The 15,489-nt window shown below is 36.1% G+C and carries 12 protein-coding genes; all 12 read left to right on the top strand.

All coding sequences use genetic code 11. The features are described 5' to 3' along the window. Nucleotides 1–327 precede the first annotated feature (327 nt). The 12 genes from PZ898_RS07000 (at nucleotide 328) to PZ898_RS06945 (ending at nucleotide 15,489) form a co-directional block, all read left to right on the top strand. Nucleotides 328–1,191, top strand: coding sequence for a hypothetical protein (locus PZ898_RS07000; protein ID WP_277695147.1), 864 nt, complete (start codon nucleotides 328–330; stop codon nucleotides 1,189–1,191). A gap of 612 nt (nucleotides 1,192–1,803) precedes the next feature. Next, nucleotides 1,804–3,120: an ATP-binding protein gene (locus PZ898_RS06995; protein WP_277695146.1), complete on the top strand. Its 1,317-nt coding sequence runs from the start codon at nucleotides 1,804–1,806 to the stop codon at nucleotides 3,118–3,120. A gap of 76 nt (nucleotides 3,121–3,196) precedes the next feature. Next, nucleotides 3,197–3,766 (top strand): hypothetical protein, encoded by a 570-nt coding sequence (locus PZ898_RS06990; protein ID WP_277695145.1) that lies wholly within the window; start codon nucleotides 3,197–3,199, stop codon nucleotides 3,764–3,766. Further along, a complete protein-coding gene (locus tag PZ898_RS06985; protein WP_277695144.1) occupies nucleotides 3,763–4,203 on the top strand; it encodes a lysozyme in 441 nt (146 codons plus the stop codon). The genes PZ898_RS06990 and PZ898_RS06985 overlap by 4 nt, the downstream gene beginning before the upstream one ends. Before the next feature lie 325 nt (nucleotides 4,204–4,528). Continuing rightward, nucleotides 4,529–5,371, top strand: coding sequence for a hypothetical protein (locus PZ898_RS06980; protein WP_120231685.1), 843 nt, complete (start codon nucleotides 4,529–4,531; stop codon nucleotides 5,369–5,371). Between the two features lie 13 nt (nucleotides 5,372–5,384). Beyond that, nucleotides 5,385–6,404 carry a hypothetical protein gene (locus PZ898_RS06975; protein ID WP_062671693.1) on the top strand — a complete coding sequence of 340 codons (1,020 nt, stop codon included), beginning with the start codon at nucleotides 5,385–5,387 and terminating at the stop codon, nucleotides 6,402–6,404. Further along, nucleotides 6,404–11,161 (top strand): hypothetical protein, encoded by a 4,758-nt coding sequence (locus PZ898_RS06970; protein ID WP_277695143.1) that lies wholly within the window; start codon nucleotides 6,404–6,406, stop codon nucleotides 11,159–11,161. The genes PZ898_RS06975 and PZ898_RS06970 overlap by 1 nt, the downstream gene beginning before the upstream one ends. A gap of 320 nt (nucleotides 11,162–11,481) precedes the next feature. Beyond that, nucleotides 11,482–12,024 (top strand): peptidoglycan-binding protein LysM, encoded by a 543-nt coding sequence (locus PZ898_RS06965; RefSeq protein WP_277695142.1) that lies wholly within the window; start codon nucleotides 11,482–11,484, stop codon nucleotides 12,022–12,024. A gap of 205 nt (nucleotides 12,025–12,229) precedes the next feature. After that, nucleotides 12,230–12,775 carry a hypothetical protein gene (locus tag PZ898_RS06960; protein ID WP_062671699.1) on the top strand — a complete coding sequence of 182 codons (546 nt, stop codon included), beginning with the start codon at nucleotides 12,230–12,232 and terminating at the stop codon, nucleotides 12,773–12,775. 518 nt (nucleotides 12,776–13,293) lie between these two features. After that, the gene (locus PZ898_RS06955; protein WP_062671701.1) at nucleotides 13,294–13,839 is read left to right on the top strand and encodes a hypothetical protein; all 546 of its coding nucleotides are present in this window, start codon (nucleotides 13,294–13,296) and stop codon (nucleotides 13,837–13,839) included. A 223-nt stretch (nucleotides 13,840–14,062) separates the two neighbouring features. Then, complete coding sequence (locus PZ898_RS06950) at nucleotides 14,063–14,608, top strand: peptidoglycan-binding protein LysM (protein WP_277695141.1); 546 nt, start codon at nucleotides 14,063–14,065, stop codon at nucleotides 14,606–14,608. A gap of 80 nt (nucleotides 14,609–14,688) precedes the next feature. Then, nucleotides 14,689–15,489 (top strand): Fn3-like domain-containing protein, encoded by an 801-nt coding sequence (locus PZ898_RS06945; protein WP_228436717.1) that lies wholly within the window; start codon nucleotides 14,689–14,691, stop codon nucleotides 15,487–15,489.

Genomic DNA, 15,489 nt, shown 5'->3' with positions numbered 1-15,489 from the left:
AAGAGGAGTTCTGATTCATCCCGGTGATTTGGGGATGGAGGCTATTGCATCCGAGATGTTCAACGCTCTGGGTCTTTAAAAAAAACACTTACTGCAACTACAGAACAGAACATTCAAAAAACTTTCCCGGAAAGAGAAAAAAGATGAACTTCGGTTTCGAAATTAAGTAATCCATCATCCGATTATTAAAACCAAAGGATACAGCAGAATGGAGAAACTTTTAAATTTTTACAGGAATAACAAAAGGATGAATCCCGAATTTTAAAAACATAAAAAAATAATCATTGAATCCAAAGGCAATTAAATTGTAAAGAATAATAAAATATAATGGAAGAAAATAAATTAACCCCAAGAGAAGAATTAAAAACCTATTTCGAAACAGGTAAACATCCAACGCAAGGTCAATTTTCGGAATTGATAGATTCCTTAAGGCATAAGAATGATGTCCTGACAAAAAGAGAATTGGTAGCTTTTGTTAACCGTATGGCATATATTGATAATGCATTTGTTTACTATTCTGCAAACAACATCGGAGACTTAGAAGTACAGGTTGTAATCACTTCACAGGATGAAGAAGATCAGGTAATCATTATTAGAGATTCCACCAAAGTAGGTACAATAAGACAATTCTTATTGGGCAGTGCACCTTATACTATTGCAATAGAAAAAACAACAGGAGGTGGTGATTTAAAAGGAACCGAATATTATAGTTTTGGCTATCAATTAGGTAATAACTATTACGTTCGTAGATTATTTGGGAACAATCTGCCTGCAATTCCTGATGGATTCGACTTTGGAGAACTGAAGAACTATAATGTCCCCATAGATATTCATAAAGAAGATATTCAACAAAAAATAAATGTTGTCAATACAAACATTACGTTTATTAATAAAACTGAAATACCTATCCAATATAGAGCATATTCGCAATACTGGGGAGATAAATACAAAACTGAAGATTCTGTTACCGAACATTATGATATATGGGATTTCCTGTATCTCTATTATAATGCAGACCTTCAGGAAATCAATCAATCCATACAATGTAACGTGTATGATGTGGATGATGATAGACTTTTAACAACTGGAATCTTAAACGCCGGGCAAAGTCAGGAGAGTTGGTGGGGCGGTCAGGTAGAAAAAGTCAGAAATGTAAGAATCGAATGTAGTTATTCTATTAATGAAAAATAGTCTGGCTGGGATTGCTTGACAGCAATCAGTAGTACAAATTATTCATACTTCTGAAGTTACAGTACTGCTATAAACCATCATTTGATTTAAAAAAAAATTAAGAGTTACTGCAACTACAGTACAGATAGGGCAGAAAACTTTTATAAGAACAAAAAAGGGATTAATTTTGAACTGTACACAACAACATAGTAATTGCTATTATGTAATACAACAAGCCGCATCCTATCCCTATAAAATATATTAAGATCATAAGGCGGCAGAGAAGTAATCCATTACATTCTCATTACTAAAAATACCACCTCAATCGGAGAGACTTTCACTGGCACACCTTTTAGCATCTGAAGTTCCGGAATTTTTTAATGTATAAGCATTAGGCAGAATGGCAGGTCTTCGGATCTCTTCTTCTCTTTTAAATGCAGATTTATTCTTTTAAAAGAAGGGTTCCAATGAAGGAACTACTTTCCAAAAACAGCAGTGTGTCAACTGTAGAGAGATACTCGAATGTGAGCAACTTTCCGGTTGAGGTTTCTTGAAATCAACGACAGGATCAGTGGAAGCATCTTAAAAGTGAAATGGATGCAGACCACAGGATCTTAAAAAAGATAAAAACCAATGGAGTCAGAACAATTACAAAAATTATTTACTCATTTAGAAAAGGTTATTACATGGCGTATCAACAATCCTTCAGAGGATTTTAATGTAGGAGCTCCTGAATTTAATACTAATAACCATGAAAATTTTCAATTAGGTGATTATATTTCAGAGAAAGAGCTTGCCCATCAGGAAGTTGTGATTCTTTTAATGGCTTTATTGCCACGATTGGATCCCGCATTTCTGAAACGCATTTATCTGGAGTTTCCGGGGAGTGCACTGTTTGACTTCTGTTCAACCAACGATAGCGGCAGGCTCTTTTATCCTACAATTCAGGCAGTCCAGTACGTTTTGGGAGGGGATAGTATTTCAGAAAGATTAAAATCACTGGATTATTTCGGCCCGGATTCAGTGTTGAATCAGGAAGAGCTCATTGTTTTTTCAGGTTCAGCCCATGAACATGTATCAATGAACAGTCAGATCAATATTCATGAAGAAGCTTTTAAAAAGATCATGTTTGGCCTGGAATTATTACCAAAAATGAGCAATGAGTTTCCTGCAGAACAAATACTCACCCATCGATCATGGACAGATTTGATTCTTCCTCAAACTACTTTACAGGAGCTTAAAAGTATTGAAGCCTGGTACAATAGCAGCCGGACTTTGATGGAAGATTGGAATATGCAGACCAAACTTAAACCAGGGTTCAGAGTGTTGTTTCATGGAGAACCGGGAACAGGAAAAACTCTTGCGGCCAGCCTTTTAGGGAAATATACTCAACGGCCTGTTTTCAGAGTGGATGTTTCTATGCTGGTCTCAAAATACATTGGAGAAACAGAAAAACAATTAGCTAAACTATTCAACAAAGCAGAAAATAAAAACTGGATTTTATTTTTTGATGAAGCAGATGCTATTTTCGGAAAACGAACCTCTGTAAAAGATGCCCATGACAAATATGCCAATCAGGAAGTTTCTTATTTGCTGCAACGCATAGAAACATTTTCAGGGCTTATTATTCTGGCCTCCAACTTTAAAAATAATATGGATAAAGCCTTTACGCGACGCTTTCATAGCTGCATACAATTTAATAATCCAAAGCATGAAGAGCGTCTGCGTATCTGGCAGCAAAATTTACCCGAACAATTACAACTTGAAGATATTGATCTGGAGCAAATTGCTCAACGATATGAGTTAACCGGTTCAAATATTATGAATATCATACAGGATGTGAGTTTAAAAACAATTGCGTTAAAAGAACCTGGTTTCAAAGTAAGCTTAGACATGTTGCTGGATAGCATCAAAAAAGAATACGTAAAAGAAGATAAAATCTTTATGTAAGAATTTGAATATCATTTGGATTTTCTGGGATTGAAGAATTCAAGATAAGCCTTTTCAATTTTTAAAACTAAAACTCATGAAAACAAAAATTCTGTTATTGCTCATATTGAGCAGTCTCATGTTGGGCTGCCGGAGTAAACACAAAATTACAGCCACTTATAAAGAAAATACAAAAAAAACAGAAGAAATAAAAGCTGATTCTTTAATCCTTCAAAGCTCACAGTCAGCTCAAAGTATATCGGATGAGGTGTCGCTGAAGGAAGAGAGAAATGAAATATCCGGAGAGCTATTGATTAAAGGAAAATCGGATGCATCTAATCACTTTGTCTTCCATAATGTGGTGGGACGTGATACGCTTCAACGCATTTCTATTGTGGGAAATGCAGAATATTCCATCAGCAGCTCTTACGCAAAGGGCAACCATGAAAAATCAGAGCTTAGAAAAGAAGAAACTACTCATGTTATCCAGGATTTGATCCAAAAAACAAGTTCAAAAGAAACAGTCAAAGAAGTGGCTGCAAAAGTCTCTGAAGAAACCAGGAAAATTCAAACAGATGGATTGGAGATCCTGGCCTGGATTTTCATTACGATTATTGGAATCACTTTAATACTCATCTTTTTCACCTATAAATATTTTAAAACATGAAAACATCACAAAAGGGAATCAATCTGATTGTATCATTTGAAGGTTTCAGTTCAAAGCCTTATTTGGATTCTGCAGGAATTCCGACAATTGGATATGGCAACACGTACTATCCCGGAGGGAAAAAAGTAACCATGAAAGATCCTGCCATCACTAAAGAGAAAGGAATAGAGCTATTTTCATCTGTTTTACCAACTTATGAAAAAATCGTCAAGAGCAAAATTAAACTGAATCTTACTCAGAATCAATTTGATGCTCTTGTTTCACACACTTACAATACCGGTGGATCAGATGGACTATTTTCTTTGATTAATAAAAAAGCAGAAGAGCAGGCTATCAGAAATTGGTTTACCACAAAATACATTACGGCTGCCGGAAAAACATTAAACGGACTCATCCGCAGAAGAAAGGCTGAAGCTGATCTGTTCTTTTCTAAATAAACGATTTCTACCTAATACTGGGAACTCTAAACCCTCTGTTATCATTGGAAATAAATCTCCAAATTCATGTGCAGCCTACTTTGTTCCGCCTTCAAACTGCTTATACAGTTCAGATTTCAGGCAAAAATGTTATTGCATCATTGTAATATTTTGAGATCGCAAAGTGGAATCCGCTTCATTGATTCTTTCTGAGTGAATGCAATGTGGTATAGCATCATCTGCAGATATATGGACTTCTTCGCTCGCTTAAAATATCACACGATAGAAATCATCTTTAAGCCTTTCCCAATTAACAATTTTATCAAAACTAATTATCAATTATCAAATGAGTACACCATTACATACAATTTTAAGTTGGTTTGAAACTGGAGATTTTCCAACAGAAACCCAGTTTAAAGACACGTTTTTATCTTTTTATCACAAAGATGACTTAATCCCTGTGACAGGTATTGAAGGATTTGAAGAAATCTTTCAATTATTTGCCAGTGCCGAAGCATTTCAGGAACACTTAAAAGACCCAAAAGCTCATTCGGAATATCTGGCTTTATTGAATGCCGGTAATCTGACCTCGGCTCATGTTGACAGCTGGAAAAGCAAACTTGGAATAAGCAATGTTGCTACAATTGACAGTTCTGATCAATTGGGGAATGTGTACACTAAAATACAGGTAAATAGCTTTGTTGATGCACTGAAAGATGCTGATAAAGACTTAGCCCTGAAGATAGAAAATATTAGAAAGATCCTCTTGTCTAATGATCTGTCTTTAGATGAACTTCAGGAAATAGTAAACTTCATTAAAAAAAACCGTGATGATATTGAAGCTTTAAAAGCTCTTCCTATCGGAGAATCAAGTGAAGATAAAGTAAAGCTGGTATTGGACTACGATTGGCTAAGCAGCCCGAAAAATCAACAGGAATTTAATAAGCAGATCTATGATAAGGTTTTGCTGATCTCTCAGACAGCTGAAAGTGCAGTAGTGCAGATTACCGGAAGTGCAGTATTTCCCAATACCCTTGAAACGGAAAATGTAATCATTCAGGCCCGGGATAGTGTTACCGGAAAAAAAATAAATATTGACGATTATGCAACCAATCAAACCATCGAGATCAAGATGCTGGGCGACCTTGCTAATCCTATAAACATTCTCATTTTAAAAGTTAAACCATAAAAAATAAAAAACTATGAATAACAATGCAGTAATCAGTAACAACGCAAATCAGGATAATTTTTTCGGGGAACTACAACGTACCCGTTTTCAACAATTTACTTCGTTTCCCAGTACGGATGGTGTTCCTGCAGGCTGGGTAATTGATTATAACGGCCAGTTGCATCAATGGAACGGAACCGAATGGATTAATTTGGCCGAAAATTATGTACATCCGGATTATCCGCTAACTAATAATCCATTTCAGACCAATCAGACAAGCGGGCTTCTATTGCTAAGTCAGATACTGACCAATAGTTCAGGGCATGTTATTAAAGTAGCAGGCCGAAATCTTACCAATGCAGATATTGTTTCTATTGTTGTGAATGACGCTATTCAGTCAGGTACCTTTACATGGTCATCCTATAAGATTAAAACTTATGTTGAAAACTTCATAGGACAAAGCCTTACAGGAGCACTGATCTATCAGCCGGGAGGTTATATTCCTTCTACTGTTGAAGGTTCAATGACGATGCCATCGCCTGCTACAGCAGCTGTAATTAAAACAGGAATGGTATGGGTAATTACAGCCAATGGATGGGTGGGCAATGAACCTGTATCTGTGGGTGACCATCTTATTGCCAATACCGATGATGCTTACAATATCCCTAAAAATTATCAGATTATAGAAAAAGGTATTCCTGATATTGTAGACGCTACAGATTCGGTAAAAGGTCTGATCCAGATCGCTACAGATGTTGAAGCTATTGAAGGAGTCAATATTACTAAAGCAATGACTCCAAAATCTACCAAAGCTGTTTTGGATGCAAAAATTAAATCCCAAACATGGCACATCGGAGACGGATCGTCCGTTACTTTCCCCATCACCCATGGCTGGAATACCATCAATGTTGACTATATCTGTTATCGTAATGCTGATAATAGAAAAATAAATGTAAGCTGTACGGTTATATCAGAAAATGACGTACAAATAGATGTTTTGGCACCTCTTACCCCGAATGAATATAGAATTACTTTAACTGCTAGATTAGACTAATGATTGCTCCTGAATATTTTAACAATCATATCGCTATAGAAGGCGAAATAATTGTGAAAAGTGTTCCAAACGATGCAGGTTCTGTAATGGTTTGGAATTCTGTAACGAAAAAAATTAGCACACGAACCCATGCGGAAATAGTTTCTGATTTAAATTTAGTAACAACCAATACATACCAGGATATACCGGTAAGAAAATCCTTCTCAGGAGCTACAGGTAATGCTTATAATGCAGTTGCTTTAGAAGTAAGAGGTAATGGTGTGTCTGATACAATTTACCCTGCAATTTCTTTTCATCAGCCGGGGCTTTACGCTGCTACACTGCAGTATAGGCCAAATGGGTATCACTTTATGAATATCAATGGCAATGCTTTTGATTACGTGAGATCGGCCGGGTATTATAAAGATGGATCAGATAATGAAAAATTTCTGACGGGAGGCGGTGGAGATTATGATTCCCGAAGAAAAGAAGACTCCTGGTATCATTCGGGAAGAAACTTCCCACAGGGTACCTTAATTGAAACTGATGTAGATTATTCTGTAGACTATGGAGATCAGTTTCTTTTAGAGATTAAAGGTAATATGTATGGCAATGATCAGCCTTTAGATTGTAAGATCCAGGGCTATATCTATAACGGGACTATTATTTCTCATAGCGGCTATTCTACATTATATTACTGGAATGGAATTACGGCCTTAAACTTAAATGGTAAACTTTGTTTTTGGTTTACCCAATTATCTTACTGGCAGGGGTTTGATGTCAAAGTAACGGTTGGATATGGAGGTTTAGACCAGGGGAATAACAGAGTTACTTCAGTGTCGGATCACCCGGATCCGGGAGGTACAAAAAGGGTTCAGATAAATCTTAAACATTTGCTCACTAAAGAAGAGTTAGTTTCTGGTAATACATTTTGGGAGAAGAAAGATACAGGTAGCTATTGGGCATTAGATTCAGATAAACCTATAGCGGGTTTAAACGGTAATAATTCTCAAGTTATTTTGGCTGGTGGCTTATTGGCCTCTTCTTCTTATACCGACTCCCAGTTTATTCCTCCTTATGGTATCCATTCAAGAGGTTTTGTGCAAACAGATGAAGGATTTCAAAACAGGTTCTACAAAACCGATGAAAGAAATAGAATCTGGTCATTTGCTAATGCAGATGCTTATGGACTTTCTTATTATCAGGGAAGTGCCAATAGCTTGAATGAAGGTATTGGTTTCCATTTTGGAGATCCGGATCATCCTACCCATTATCTGGGACGCTCAGGTCAGATTTATTCTAAACAAGGTATTTATTCTACTTCATTTACTACAGGTAATAACCAGGTGTTAAATTATAGCGGTTCCTCCACATTATACATAGGAAACCCAACGATTAATACTATTATAGAATCTAATAACAATGATATAATACACTCTAAAAACGGAGTAAATGGAGTGGTTTGGGATGCTCATAATTTAAACCCGTCAACTTTTGTTAATACATCAACTTTAAATAATTATGTTCCTTATACTGGCGCATCACAGGATGTTAATCTTGGTACAAAGGATTTAGAATTTGAAGATGGGGGATCTATTAATAAAAGCCAAAATAAAGTAAGAATATTTAATAAAGTTTATCAGGGCTATTATGATGTTGGAGGACATACGGGTATTTTAGCGATTAAAATGCCACAAGCTTCACCGGAGCATGCAATGTTTAGTATTGATATTAATATTTATGGATATGAAAGCCAGTACTTAGGTAAAGTGAATGTCGCTTTCTATAAATATGTATCAGGAACTCTGGTTACTAATGGTTCAAAAGCGATATGGGAAGTAACAGATAATTTTCCTACCACTACTGCAAGGATTGGGATTGGGACTGATGGATATGTAAGTATTTTATTAGGAGAATCAGAGACTTTTTGGAATGGGTATTTCTCATTTGAAGTGGCTAGAGTGGAAGTTAAATACGAAAACTATTATCAGGATTGGAATCTGGGATGGTCTCATGCATTAGAACCTAATCTTGACTTATATCCTTCCCATATCATTACTTTACCTTCTGATGTAGTCGCTACAAGAAGTTGGTTAACTAATTTTGCAGACAGCAGCTATATTCCAAAAGCAGTTCAGTTTAATGATAACTTCAATAGTCTTGGAGGGTATTCCAGTTCCGGAGTTTACAGAGCAAACAATAACGCAGGAGGAGTTCAGCATCTATATAGTCCTATGTTGCACATGGGTGCTCAGGATACTACAGCACAGTTGCAGATAAAATATAATGATACTAATGCAGATGCAGGAGAACTGGTGTATAGAAGTGGGCATAATGGAAATTGGACACTATGGAGAAAAGCCTGGGATAATGTAAATTTCAAACCGAGCGATTACCAGACGAGAAATACGGATGAAATTATATCGGCAGCAAAATCCTATTATAACAGAATACCTTTCAAACTAAAAAACAGTTCATATAAATCCTGGTCAATTCAGAAACCTACCAATAACAATTTGATATTGGCGCCCTCTGTTACCAATAATGCAGAAGATTGGGATTTAAATAATGGTATAACATTCACTGATGCCGGTCAGGTTTCATCAAGAGGTTTCAATAAAGTTGGGTATAATGATAACTATATCTTAACAGCGGGTGGTGGCCAGAGATTAGCCTCAGATTTTGTGTCATCTTCAGATTTAGGAAACTATCTCAGAAAAGATGGTGGTACTATGACAGGTGCTTTCAATATAGAAACTCCAGCTATGTTAGGGAGATGGAAAAGTACAGCACAAACAGGGAATTATCTGACCTGGCAAAAGTATGATGGATCTAAAGATATAGCCTATATTGGAGCTGATGGAAATTCTGCCGTATGGAGTGGAGCAGGAGATAGCTTTGCAATGAGAGCTGTAAATGGTGGTGACTTATTATTAAGTTCAGATAGTGGTGCAGTTAAAATTCAGGGAGGCATTCCGTGGACTACGAACAATTTAAATCCCGGAGAATATCTTGCGAAAAGAGGGAACCATCAGGATGCAACTGCAGTAAAAACTGATTATCCTTTAAGTGTTACAGATTGGGCGACAGGTAACGGATTCCCGTCTACTTATGGTAACTCTTTACACATAGCAGGAAATAATACATGGTATCACAGGATAGATTTTCCTTTATTCAGCAATCACTTAGAATATTGGCAGGCGATAAATACAACAACGATGACGAAAAAAGGGAATATTCCTTTACTGTCAGATGGAGAATCGCTTTGGACTAATAATAATTTTAACCCTGATACTAAAGTTAATTCTGCCGAAAATGCTCAAACATTAGGATTCTCAAATGGTTTATCAGCAGGTGCGCCTTACATATACCACAGAACAGATGGTTATGTATTTTTAGCAACGCATAATTGGACAAACAGCAAGTTTGTTAATGTCGATGGCCAGCAGGATATTACCGGACTTAAAACTATTAAAGGTAGAGCAAAAAATACAGGCACAGGCTGGGGCAATACCAGTACATCAGCCGAATACTCTTTCTTAGTAGAAACTGAAAGTGGTTCAAATCCTGATAATCAATATACAGCATCCATTGGATTTTATTCTAATAGCGGTACACAAGCCGGTATATATGTACGAAGTAATGACGGAAATGGTACATCTATGGCTTTTGCAACAACCAATTCGTTTGCAGCAGGGCCTCAGATAGCGATGACCATTGATAATTATGGTGCCATTAATCATCTAAGATCAAGACCAACTTTTCAGGGAAATGTAATTTGGGATGCCGGTAATCTTACCCCTGCTATGATCAGTAATTGGAATGATAAGTTTAAAGAATTAAAATATGTTGCTAATTTAAATTTAGTTTCTGAATCTGGAATTTATAGACAGGAAGCCCCATCTTCAGGGTTTAATTATACAACTACTTTAAATCTGAACTCGGCTGATGGCAGACAACAGCTAACTATTGACAGAACAGGAAATGGGATGAAATTCAGAGGAAGTTATTCAGGCTCTGGAGATATAGGATGGCAGCCTTGGAGAACTGTTTGGAGTGACGCAGATTTCTCTCAGGGTAATATCAATAGCTGGAATTATATGTCTAATAACGGTGTTATTGTAAACCAGCAATTTACTAGTCATACAGGTAATGGATTAATGGTTGCTGATGAATATAATGGCGGAGAATCCGGTATATATAATGAACAGGATGGGTTCTATTTAACTGTATTGGAAGGTGAGTATTATAAATATTCAAGTAAATATAAGGGTTGGGAAGGTATTAACTTCCATAGAAAGAGCCATAATATTGGTATAGGTGCACCGGCTAATGATTCGCATAAAGTTAATATTGCCGGTCCAGTATATGTTGAGGGCTCTGTAAAGGCTACTGAAAACTTTAAATCAAAAGATGAAAAGCCTAATACTTTATTTATTCCTGACGGAAGTCTTTCCTACCTTGATGATGAGATTATCAATGAGGACTCTAGAATGAGATTGTCTCATGGAATGATTGAGCAGCAGCCAGGAATTCAGTATTATGATTCTGATAATAGAATGCTGGTCATCAGATGTGTGTATGGTGAGCAATTTACATTAGGAAAAGTTTTCCGAGGTCAGAGAATACTCGTATTAAATGCCAGTGATAGTTATGGGCAGGGCTTCGATATAAAAAGCGCAGGGTATTCATACAAAATACCACCGTATAGCTCTATTCAATTATTTGTTTGGGATGAAAAGACAGTTTATAAATATGCAGAAAATAAGATGTATTAAAACTTGAAAATTCAAAATAAGGAATATATAACCCATATAAAATGGCGTCACTTTTTTTAAAGTGGCGCCATTTATATTTTATTATTAAAATGGAATGTTTGAACAGTAATTTTATCAGGGAGAAGTTCCTTAAGCATTACAATACTGTTAACTTGATCAATTATTCTTACGATACCTATGCTGATTCCATGATTTTCGGCGAAAAATCTACATTCACTCACATTAGAGTGAAAAAGCTTTGGTGATGTCATATATTGTTATTAGATTTATAATGAATTCAGAATGATAATATTATTACACCTCACTAAAATTTATTAATCATGAAAAAGCAAATTTTTATCATTGCGCTGTCTTTGGGAGCAATCGCCTTAGGAACCAACCAGATTATGGCACAAAGTTCAGAGCAGGTGAGTACATCAGTAAATATTATTTTATCGGACGTTATTGCCATGGACATTGGCTCTGTTGCTTCAGAAGGTACTGTAGATTTTATTTATGGGAGCACAAAAGACTATAATTCATCAAAAAATGTGACTGTTCCCAACAGTTTAGTCATTATTTCCTCTAAAAATTTTGATGTAAAAGTAAAATCTGAAGGAGCACACTTTGTAAGTGGTGCAAATGTAATTCCTGTAGATATATTAAAGGTCAAGGCAATACCGGGCGGAAGTTTGGTAGGAACCCTGAATGAGGTCACTTTATCTACAACTGATCAGGTGCTGGTGAGTAATGCAAGTTTAGGAACCAAACAGTCTTTAAATATTGCCTACTCCATTTCGGCGGAAAATGCATCTAAGGTCCTTCTGGGAAAACCACAGGGAACTTACACACAAAAAATAACTTATACCGCCACTGCATTGTAAGTAAATAACAATTCTAAATAGAGAAGCCCTCAATACTGTCAAAGTATTGAGGGCTTTTCTATTTAAGTCCAAATGATAAACCGTGTAGTGATTTTACTACACGAACTTCCTTTTTCCACTACAAGGAAACTTTTAGCACCACTATAAATTTGCAGTATACAAAAGATAACAATTAAGTAAAAAATAACAATTAAATAATACAGCCATGACAAAACAAATCGTAATCACAGCCTTAACTTTCGGAGCCATGATATTAGGAACTAATAATGTTCAGGCTCAAAATACAACCGCAACCACCACGGTAAACATTACCCTGAACGATGTGATCTCTATCGATGCAGGAAGTACTGCCATTGGTAATACAGTTGATTTTAACTATGTTACTGCAGCAGACTACAACTCTGATCAGACCGTTACTAAAGCCAACTCTTTGAAAGTTACTTCCACAAAGAACTTTAATGTTAAAGTAAAAGCAGGAGGTGCTAATTTTATGAATGGAACGAACTTAATCCCTGTCAATGTTTTGACTATTAAAGCAGCAACAGCTGCCGGAACAATGGGCGGGACAAAAAATACCGTAGTTTTATCTGCAACAGATCAGAATTTAGTTACAAATGCTCCTCTTGGAAGTGCGTTAACACTGAATCTGGACTACACTATTCCAGCAGCAAAATCATCATCTTCTGATATTTTAGGTAAGCCAGCGGGAACTTATACGCAAACAGTAACTTATACTGCAACAGCTTTATAAGCTAATTTTTTCATATTAATATTTTGTGATTTGGTGTTTCGAAGGCTTCCTCAGGAGGCCTTTGATTTTTTATGTATTGTACCAATATAGATAAAATTCAAAATCCTTGCACTCTTATGAAAGTAGATTGCTGAATGCTTGGTGCATTATTGCCATTACAATAACAAATTAATTATATTAGTTATTTGCTTTATATTACCATAATACTCTTAAATAACAATGATAATAAAGTTACCAATCTATAAATATTTTTTTGTGAAAACCTAAAGAAAAATTATACACAAACGGTAATTTATATGACGACAGCTTTATAATAGAAATAACAGCAATTTATATAGGCCCTCAATACTTAGAAAATGTTGAGGGCTTTTCTATTTAAGTCCAAATGATAAACCGTGTAGTGATTTTACTACACGAACTTCCTTTTTCAACTACAAGGAAACTTTTAGCACCACTATAAATTTGCAGTATACAAAAGATAACAATTAAGTAAAAAATAACAATAAAATATTACCATCATGAAAAAACAAATCGTAATCACAGCCTTAACTTTTGGAGCGATCATATTTGGAACTAATAATGTTCAGGCTCAAAATACTACAGCAACCACTACTGTAAACATTACCCTGAACGATGTCATCTCCATTGACGCAGGAAGTACTGCCATTGGTAATACGGTAGATTTTAACTATGTTACTGCAGCAGACTACAACTCTGATCAGACCATTACTAAAGCCAACTCTTTGAAAGTTACTTCCACAAAGAACTTTAATGTTAAAGTAAAAGCAGGAGGCGCTAGTTTTATGAATGGAACAAACTTAATCCCTGTCAATGTTTTGACTATTAAAGCAGCAACAGCTGCCGGAACAATGGGTGGGACAAAAAATACTGTAGTTTTATCTGCAACAGATCAGAATTTAGTTACAAATGCTCCTCTTGGAAGTGCGTTAACACTGAATCTGGACTACACTATTCCAGCAGCAAAATCATCATCTTCTGATATTTTAGGTAAGCCAGCGGGAACTTATACGCAAACGGTAACTTATACCGCGACTGCTTTATAATAAAAAATACATCAATTTTATAATAAAAAAACACATCAATATACATGCCCTCAGTACCTGAAAAGTACTGAGGGTTTTTCTGTTTATTATGTGAATAAACTGTGTAGTGATTTTACTACATGTACTTCCGTTTTCCACTACAAAGAAACTTTTATGACCGCTGTAGATTTGTAATGTTCAAAAGAGAACAGGTAAACAAGATTAACAATTAAATAATATTATCATGACAAAACAAATTGCAATCACAGCCTTAACTTTTGGAGCGATCATATTAGGAACTAATAATGTTCAGGCTCAAAATACTACTGCAACCACAGTTGTAAAAATTTTCCTGAACGATGTCATCTCTATCGACGCAGGAAGTACTGCCATTGGTGGTATAGTTGCCTTTAACTATGCTACTGCAGCAGACTACAACTCTGATCAGACCATTACTAAAGCCAACTCTTTAAAAGTTACTTCCACGAAGAACTTTAATGTTAAAGTAAAAGCAGGGGGACCGAATTTCGTCAATGGTTCAAACTCGATCCCAGTGGATGTTTTGACAATCAAAGCTGCAGAAGCTCCCGGAAGTATGGGCGGAGCAAAAAACGAAGTGGTTTTATCTCCAGGAGAAAGAACCTTAGTATCCAATGCTCCTCTCGGAAGTGCATTAACACTGAATCTGGACTACACCATTCCAGCAGAGAAATCATCATCTTCGGATATTTTAGGTAAGCCAGCGGGAACTTATACGCAAACAGTAACTTATACGGCGACTGCTTTATAATAAAATTTTTAGTTTGTAAAGGCTTATTTTGCTACGTTTTCAGTAGTTTTGAGAATCTTTATTATTAAACTATTTACACCATGAACAAGTTTATTCACCTTTTCATTTTCTTTATTCTTACAGGATCTTCTTCACTTTTGGCACAAAGTATTTCTATGTCGCCTACAAGATTGTTTTTCACAGGTAATCCAGGAGAAAAAGTAACAAAGACAGTCACGCTTCAAAACAGCTCGGATAAAGATTATGTTTTTAATCTCAACTATAAAGATTGGGTTAGAGAAGAAGACGGAAATAAGGTTTATCTTGAAGCAGGCAGTTCAAAAACTTCCAATGCCTCCTGGGTGTCTACCTTAGAAAACACTGTAACAGTTCCTGCGAAAAGTACAAAGGAGATTGTAGTAACCATGCAAATTCCGGTAAACGCATCACAGTCTGTCGTTACAAACAGCATGCTGTTTTTCACACAGCTTCCTCAGCAGGCAGATAAGGCACGTATTCAGAATGGTATTGGTATTATCACCTTATTTGAGGTAGGACTTCACATCTTTTACACTCCACCGGGAAACCATGTGAAAAGTCTGGATATCACCAATATTTCAGAAGTGAAAAATGAGAATGCTGCGAATAGAAAAGTTGCTGTAAGCATCCATAATGATGGAAACACCATCAATGATGCCACCGTTGAGTTTGAACTCACCAATACAGACAGTGGTAAGGAAATAAAATTACCCGCAATTTCCATCTCTATGTTTCCGGATACCAATCAGGTTGTTCAGTTTTCTTTACCAGAGAACATTTCAGGGAACTTCCTTGGCGTGGTTATCGTCAAAATGGCCGAATCTAATGATTTACGTGTAGGAGAAAAAAACTTTAAATTTTAA

Origin of the sequence: Chryseobacterium sp. WX (genome assembly GCF_029542485.1) — a bacterium.
Lineage (GTDB): Bacteria > Bacteroidota > Bacteroidia > Flavobacteriales > Weeksellaceae > Chryseobacterium > Chryseobacterium cucumeris.
Note: the sequence above shows the minus strand (reverse complement) of the source record. Positions and strands in the feature narration are given on the sequence as shown.